The sequence below is a fragment of the Streptomyces kebangsaanensis genome, from assembly GCF_001906585.1.
GTDB lineage: Bacteria > Actinomycetota > Actinomycetes > Streptomycetales > Streptomycetaceae > Streptomyces > Streptomyces kebangsaanensis.
This window is the reverse complement of the sequence record NZ_JUJA01000010.1, coordinates 13,654-20,323: the sequence shown is the minus strand read 5'-3', so window position 1 is coordinate 20,323 and position 6,670 is coordinate 13,654. Positions and strand designations below refer to the sequence as shown.

The window sequence follows — 6,670 nt, the reverse complement described above, 5'->3', positions numbered from 1 at the left end:
GCAGCCCACGCTTCGGGCGACTCCCGCCTGCGCGCCGGCGCTCTCGGTTTCCTCGCCATCCACGGTTACTCCGCCGGCGACCCGCGCGACGCCATCACCGCCGCCCGTACAGCGCGCCAGGCAATCACCGATCACGACGCCCCCGCCCTGAACGCCATGCTCCTCACCCGCCAGGCTCGCGGCCACGCCCGACTCCGTGAAGAGCGCCACGCCTTGGCCGCGCTTGCCGAAGCCGAAGAACTCTGTGCCCGCGGCCGGGGCGAGGACGATCCTCACTGGCTGTACTGGATCAGCCCGGGGGAGATCCTCGGACAGACCGGAAGCTGCTACCTCGACCTGGGACAGCCATCCCGGGCAGCCCAATCCTTCGCCGCGGCCCGCGACGTGCTCAGCCGGGACGAGACCCGAACCACCGCTCAGTTCCTCTCCCGAGCCGCGACCGCGCAGATGCGCGCCGGCGACGCCGACGCCGGCTGCGCCACCGCCCATGACGTCCTGACCCTCGCCGAAGGCATTCAATCCGCCCGCCTCGACGACCACCTGCGCACCATGCTCCATGAGGCGCGCTCCTACGGTGCCTCCTCAACCGCCCGGGACCTGCTGGATCGTGGGGAAAGCGTTATGCGTCAGCGAGCCGCCGCATGATCCTGGTTCTCTGGGACATCGACCGCACCCTCCTGTACACCGGCGACACCGACCGGCTGGTCTACCGGGAACTCTTCGAGGAGGTGGTGGGCCGGCCTGCCGAGCGTCTGCCCGCCCGGGGAACCGGGGTGACGATGCCCCTCGCTGTCCGGGAGCTGCTGTGCGCGAATGCAGTGGAACCCGAGCGGATCGAGGAACTCGCGCAACGCATCGTGCAGCGTATGCCTGCACAACTGGAGCGTCACCGTGGCGATCTTTCTCGCACCGGGCAGGTCATGCCCGGTGCACCCGCCGCCCTTGCCGCCGTGCACCAAGAGCCCGGGCTGGTTCCCACCGTCGTCACCGGCAATCTGCGGGGCAGCGCCGAGATCAAGCTCAAGGCTCTTGGCCTGGACGAGTATCTCGACCTCGGCATCGGCGGATACTCCTCCGATGACTCCCACCGCCCTGCCCTCGTACGCGTGGCACAGCAGCGAGCCGGCACTCGCCATGGGTATACCTTCACACGGGAGACGACCGTGATTATCGGCGACTCTCTCGAGGACGTCCGCACTGGACGGGAAGGAGGCGCCCACGTGATTGGCGTCGCTTCCGGTACCACGTCAGTCGACCGGCTGGCTGCCGCCGGGGCCTGCCACGTCGTCCCTGACCTAACCGACGTACAACGCATAATCCGCCTGATCAACCAATGCGCCGCGTCGGACGTCGACCGCGGCTGCCCTGAGCCACGGTAGGACGCGATGCCGGAAGAGTTTCAGGTGGTTGAGGTGCGGCCCGGCGAGCAGATGCGCAATCTCTCCCGCCGAGGCGCTGAGCATCCAGACTGTGCGCCACACGACCGATCCGGCAGCCACGGTGCGTTTCTGGACTCCCTGTTCCTCGGCTTTACCCCGGCGGGCTGGGGACGCACAGCGCAGGATGAGGACCGTGATGACGTACACGCCGCCCCTTTGGCCCGTTTCCGTGAAGGGCGTTGCCCTGGACGCAGAGCGCCGAGTACTGCTCCTGAAAAACGAGCGCGACGAGTGGGAACTGCCCGGTGGACGCCTGGAGACCGGCAGTTCGGGCGGGGCCGTACCAGCCGATTGCAGCCCGGAGTCGGCGCTTGAACGGGAGATCCAGGAGGAGACCGGCTGGGAGGTGAAGGCCGGGCCACTGATCGGCGGTGGCGTGTGGATCTACGAGCCCATCCCAGGCCGCAGGGTCCTGATCGTCACCTACGGCTGCACGGTCCTCACTCCCGAACGAGCACCCGTCGTCAGTCACGAGCACAAACAACTCGGGATGTTCGCCGCGGACCAAGTGCCGGACCTCAACATGCCCGAGGGCTACAAGCGGGCCGTGGCTGCCTGGTACCTCCGCGATGTCGCGGACCTGGACGACTACGAGCGGAGGTAGCAGGCCATGGCCGGGGGAGAGGTCACTCAAACGCGGACCGGAAACCACCCCGTGACCCGTCCGTCGGTACACCACGTCCGGTGGCACTGGGCGACCCCGCAGGCCGAGGTTGTGCTGGCGGCGGTGCTCGAATCGGCAAGGGGGCCGGCTACTCGGATCTGGAGTTCGCACTCCTGATGGAGGCCGGCCTCATGAGGCGGGACACGCTCGTCGTCGCCACAGTGCACACCCTCCAGGTGATCGGCGATCCGATTCCAGTTACCGACCACGACGTCAAGGTCGACCTGATCATCACGCCGGAAGAGGTCATCCCGGTGCCGTCGCTTCGGCGACTTTGGGACGTGGGGACCTGAGCAAGGTGGCCGCAGTGGCGTTCGACCGCGCGGGTGAAACATAGCAGCAATCTCGCGGTTGGGGAAACCGGCGTTTCCTCGGACAGTGGGGAAGTCCGCGCTTCTCGAGCAGACAAGCGTGGACCAGCACTGTTGACGTTGGCCGCTACCCCGCCGGCATAGCGCGAGCGCTACCTGCTGGGGTGGATGATTCGGAACTTGGAGTACGGGTGACCCCTTATCTGATAAGCGCTCAGGAAACGGCGGAGCTTCTGAATATGTCAGTCACCTGGGTCTACAGGGATGCAGTGCGTTGCGGCTTGACGCCATACAAGTTGGGTTCGGGGAGAAACGCCAAAATCCAATTCAAGCGGTCTGACGTGTTGAAGTGGCTGGAGCAGCGCCGCGTCGCTTGATAAGACACGGCCCCTGGCGGACGAAACAAGTTTTCTTGCTTCGTCCGCCAGGGTTTTGCTATGTATGGCCTTGTCTACAGCGACATATTGAGAATCTTGGCTGCTCGGGTAATAGACGATGGCATCAAGTGGCGATAGATCCGGTACGTAATTTCGATGGATTTGTGTCCCATCCACTCTGCCACATCCGTAATCGGTATGCCGTTGGACAGGGCGTTGGAGGCGAAAAAATGACGGAAGCCGTACATGACAAGTCCGTCAGGTAGGGGGAGATCTTTAGTCGCCTGCTTCCAGGCATGATTCAGTGATCTGTAGGTCATGTGGGGCAAGCTTCCAGTCTTGTTGGCTCCTGCCAGAAGGTAGCCTCCAGAGAAGGTTCCATGCTCCTTCGCGTACGTCTCTATGGCAGCACGCGTCTTCTGCGGCATGGGCACTTCGCGGAACTCTCCAAGCTTCCTGTGTTTCAGTCTCGCCAATTGGTTCGTGTTTGCGCTGACTTGTTCGGAAACCCGGTAGACGTCATCGGCCACCAAATTGTTGATGTTGACTGCGAGTGCTTCGCCATTGCGGAGCCCCATGCCAGTCATCAGATCGACAACCAGTCGAAATCTGAAGTCGGAAGACTGGGTCTTGATGAGCTGGATGGTGTCGTAGTTCGGTACCACCGCTCGTTCCGGGTCGTACTGCGGAGGTACCACACCGGTCAGCGGGTTGCGTTGGATGGCACCCTTCTTGTGGGCGGACAACAGGATCGTCTTCAGCGTGACAAATGCCTGGTCTTGTGCTGCAATGCCAACATTATTGCGTTCCATCGTCTCGATGAATCGTTCAACGATGGACGGCGTGAAGCTCTCTATTCGGCGGGACTGCAATTCTGGGTATATGTGCTTGCCAAGCGCTGAGCGTGCACCGGCGCTTCTCGACTCACTCCAGTCGCGACGCTTTGCTATATATTCCTCGGCATATGTTTTGAACTGCTTCTGGCCCAGGTCATGGGCTTCCTGCGCTGCTGCCTGGGGCGTTGACCGCTTCTGCTGGTAGATCTCGGTGAGGCGGTCTACGGCAGCTTGCTGTGTCCGGTACCCGCTCTCTTCCGTCTGTCTGCCCGCGGCGTTGCGGAAGCGGATGGTGTAGGGATGAGGGCAGTTGGTGGGGCGGGTGCACCCGCACCTCTTCGAGTACGTGCCCATACCGCGTGCGAGTGACTTGGTGGCCAAGGCTGTGCTGACTCCGTGCTGATGCTGAGATTTTGCTGACACTGAGCCTGCTACATACCGTCTGACCTGGGCAAAGAGATCTGCGCCACTACTTGAGCAGGTAGTAGAACACGGCTCGCCCCTCACTCCACCAGGTCCGCTTCAAACAGGGGTTTTACCAGGTCAAGGCCATGATCCCGGGAGTTGGCCCACGTGCATCCGTAGTCATCTGTAACCGCGTTCGACCGAGCTCATGCTGACCCTCTGCCGACTTTACTGACGCGCCGTCAATCGCGTGGTGCCGGCGTCATGCCGGGCGGCACAGCGGCCTCACTCCGAGGTTGACGGGAACGCGCAGCGGTGACCTGCCTGGTTCCTTCGCTGACTCGTCCGGCATCAGCTTCCTCGTCTGCTGGTGGCACAGGGCTCGGGCACACCTGACCCGGCCTCTGATGAGGGCCGGGCCCGCGCCAGGCGCCGAACGGGTGCTTGTGGGACCACTCCGCCGACCAGCCGACGCCGGGATGCCAACGACCGTACCCGTGAACATCCGTTTCGGCTCCATGCGGTCCGCTGCCGTCCTGGTCCCGGTCCGCCTGACGGCCGCCGCGGCCATGGAGGGGTTGCCGATCCCGGGACGATGCTTGATCCGTGGAGTGTCGCACCGGAGCCTTGCGGGGGAGGGCTGAAAAGCGGCGGCGGGGTACGACGGCTCAACCTTGTGCATGACTTGTCAAGCCCCTGCCAGGGGTGGCATCAAGAATGGCGTGATCACGGCGATCGGCGCCAAGTCGCCGGCCGAGCCTCCGCCTCTGTCCCACCTGCTCCCACCGCTGGGGCCCGAGGGCCGGGGGGTGATTCCGACAGGGAGTTGACCGGATCGTGAACTCCATTCTGAATTGAACGGTCAGTTTTGAGTCGCGGACACTCGTCATGCTTCCTGTGGGTCCGACTGTGCGCGTGCCGACGTGGTGGCAGCCCGGCGAGGGGCGAGTGAAAGCTGCTAGATCAAGAGCCTGAGCAGCGATTACGTCAGTACCCGAGGCAGAAGTGGTCCACAGCCGCACGGAGTCCGGGCAATCCTGAAGGAGGCGCGTTAAGTGGATGACCATGGCGAAAAAACAAAACGTATGTTCAACTAGAGCCCGCCAATGGACAGGGGGCTCCGGGTTCAACGCCGTGAGGTGACGGGATCCGGTGTCCGGCGGAGGGGATTATCGTCGTGGACGTAAATCGTTCTCATCGAAGGCACGAGATCGTCTGGCGCGAGGTCGCCGACGACTTCGTCACCGAGTACAGCCGACGAATGCTGATGACACTGCCGCGCCGTGACCAGCGGGAGAACGGTGAACTGTACATCTCCGGACTGCTGTCGCTCACCAGCCGCAAGTCGATGCGGTCGATCGCGTCGATCGCTGGAGGCGGTGCGGCCGAGCAGCGGCTGCATCACTTCATCAGCAAGTCGTCGTGGGACTGGGTCCCGGTGCGCAAGGCGCTGGCCGTGGACCTCGACCAGGCGCTCGACCCGATGGTGTGGGTGGTGAAGCCGATGGTGGTCCTCAAAGCGGGCGAACACACCGTCGGAGTGACCGAATCGTTCGACCCGCAGCTCGGGCGTGTCGTCAACAGCCAGCGTTCGTACAGCGTTTGGCTGGCCAATGACACCCAGAGCGCACCGGTCAACTCGCGGCTGCTGCTGTCCCGGGAATGGCTCACCGACGCCGAGCGCAGGCGGCGCGCGGAGATCCCGGAGTGGGCCGACGCTGACGACGGGGGCACCCCGACCGCGGTGGTGGCCGTGCTGGAGCTGACGCGGGGGTGGGGGCTGCGGCCCCGCCCGGTGATTGTGGAGGCGCGCGAGGAGGACGTGGGGGAGCTGGTGCGGCACCTGTCGGCGGCGAAGGTCCCCTTCGTGCTGCGGATCGGCGGTGCCACGCGGCTGTTCCCGTGGAACGCGGTACGGCATGACCGGGCGATCCGGTTGATGACGGCGCAGCACCTCGCCGAGGGGGCGGACCCCGGTGGACGTCCGGTCCGGTGGGTGAGCCGCACCGAACCGGGCGAGCGGCCCACGCAGATCGGCAGCACCAATGTCGTGCTGCCCGGTTCCAGCACCCCGCTGCTGCGGCTGGTCGGCGCACAGCGCCCCGGGGAGCGCAAGGCACGGGAGCTGTGGCTGTCGAACATGACCGACGCACCGTCCGCGCTTGTCGTGCGCCTGGGACGCCTCAGCGGACGCGTCGACCAGGACTTCGCCGAGATCAGTACCAAGGTCGGCGCAATGGACTTCAAGGGCCGCACCTTCGGGGGCTGGCACCGGCACACCACCCTCAGCGCCGTGGCGCACGGCATCGTGACCCTGTCCGCCGTGCACGACCAGGCAGTCGAGCTGTCGAGCGGCGACCACTTGCAGATCGCCTGACGGAACCGGGACAGCTCCCCAGGAGCAGGTACTAGATGGAGAGGAACCCAGCCACCGTGGACACGGGTGGGGCGAGGGACACGGCCGGTGCCGTGGACGCGGACGTGGTGATCGTGGGTGGCGGGCCGGTCGGCATGCTGCTGGCCGGCGAACTGACCCTGCACGGGGTCCGTACGACCGTACTGGAGAGGGAGCCGGAGCCCTCGGGCGAGTCGAAAGCGGGGACCCTGCATGCCAGGACCGCGCAGTCGCTGCACCGGC

At 64.9% G+C, this 6,670-nt stretch carries 7 protein-coding genes and 1 pseudogene; 7 read left to right on the top strand and 1 reads right to left on the bottom strand.

The window, feature by feature from the left end:
- From RH94_RS00615 to RH94_RS46510, 5 genes and pseudogenes are all read left to right on the top strand, one after another.
- Nucleotides 1-645 (top strand): annotated as a pseudogene (locus RH94_RS00615) (helix-turn-helix domain-containing protein); the annotation flags it as partial.
- Complete coding sequence (locus tag RH94_RS00610; RefSeq protein ID WP_073945717.1) at nt 642-1,379, top strand: HAD family hydrolase; 738 nt, start codon at nt 642-644, stop codon at nt 1,377-1,379. The pseudogene RH94_RS00615 and the gene RH94_RS00610, both read left to right, overlap by 4 nt.
- Before the next feature lie 229 nt (nt 1,380-1,608).
- Nucleotides 1,609-2,043: an NUDIX hydrolase gene (locus RH94_RS00605; protein WP_234425420.1), complete on the top strand. Its 435-nt coding sequence runs from the start codon at nt 1,609-1,611 to the stop codon at nt 2,041-2,043.
- Nucleotides 2,044-2,123: 80 nt separating this feature from the next.
- A complete protein-coding gene (locus tag RH94_RS41725) occupies nt 2,124-2,396 on the top strand; it encodes a 5-formyltetrahydrofolate cyclo-ligase (protein ID WP_073945715.1) in 273 nt (90 codons plus the stop codon).
- A gap of 182 nt (nt 2,397-2,578) precedes the next feature.
- Complete coding sequence (locus RH94_RS46510) at nt 2,579-2,791, top strand: helix-turn-helix domain-containing protein (RefSeq protein ID WP_407697234.1); 213 nt, start codon at nt 2,579-2,581, stop codon at nt 2,789-2,791.
- A 74-nt stretch (nt 2,792-2,865) separates the two neighbouring features.
- On the opposite strand, the gene RH94_RS00590 is transcribed toward RH94_RS46510, so the two are convergent.
- On the bottom strand, nt 2,866-4,008 hold the full coding sequence (locus RH94_RS00590) for a tyrosine-type recombinase/integrase (protein ID WP_234425419.1): 1,143 nt from the start codon (nt 4,006-4,008) through the stop codon (nt 2,866-2,868).
- A 1,201-nt stretch (nt 4,009-5,209) separates the two neighbouring features.
- On the opposite strand from RH94_RS00590, the gene RH94_RS46035 reads away from it, so the two are divergent.
- Both RH94_RS46035 and RH94_RS41715 read left to right on the top strand, forming a co-directional pair.
- Complete coding sequence (locus RH94_RS46035; protein WP_267893326.1) at nt 5,210-6,409, top strand: IS701 family transposase; 1,200 nt, start codon at nt 5,210-5,212, stop codon at nt 6,407-6,409.
- Nucleotides 6,410-6,444: 35 nt separating this feature from the next.
- Nucleotides 6,445-6,670: FAD-dependent oxidoreductase (locus RH94_RS41715; protein ID WP_234425418.1), on the top strand; the 226-nt coding region annotated here is incomplete at its 3' end.

Excerpts from the sequence above, each read along its gene's own strand:
- RH94_RS00610 (WP_073945717.1), top strand. The coding sequence starts at position 642 with ATGATCCTGGTTCTCTGGGACATCGACCGCACCCTCCTGTACACCGGC.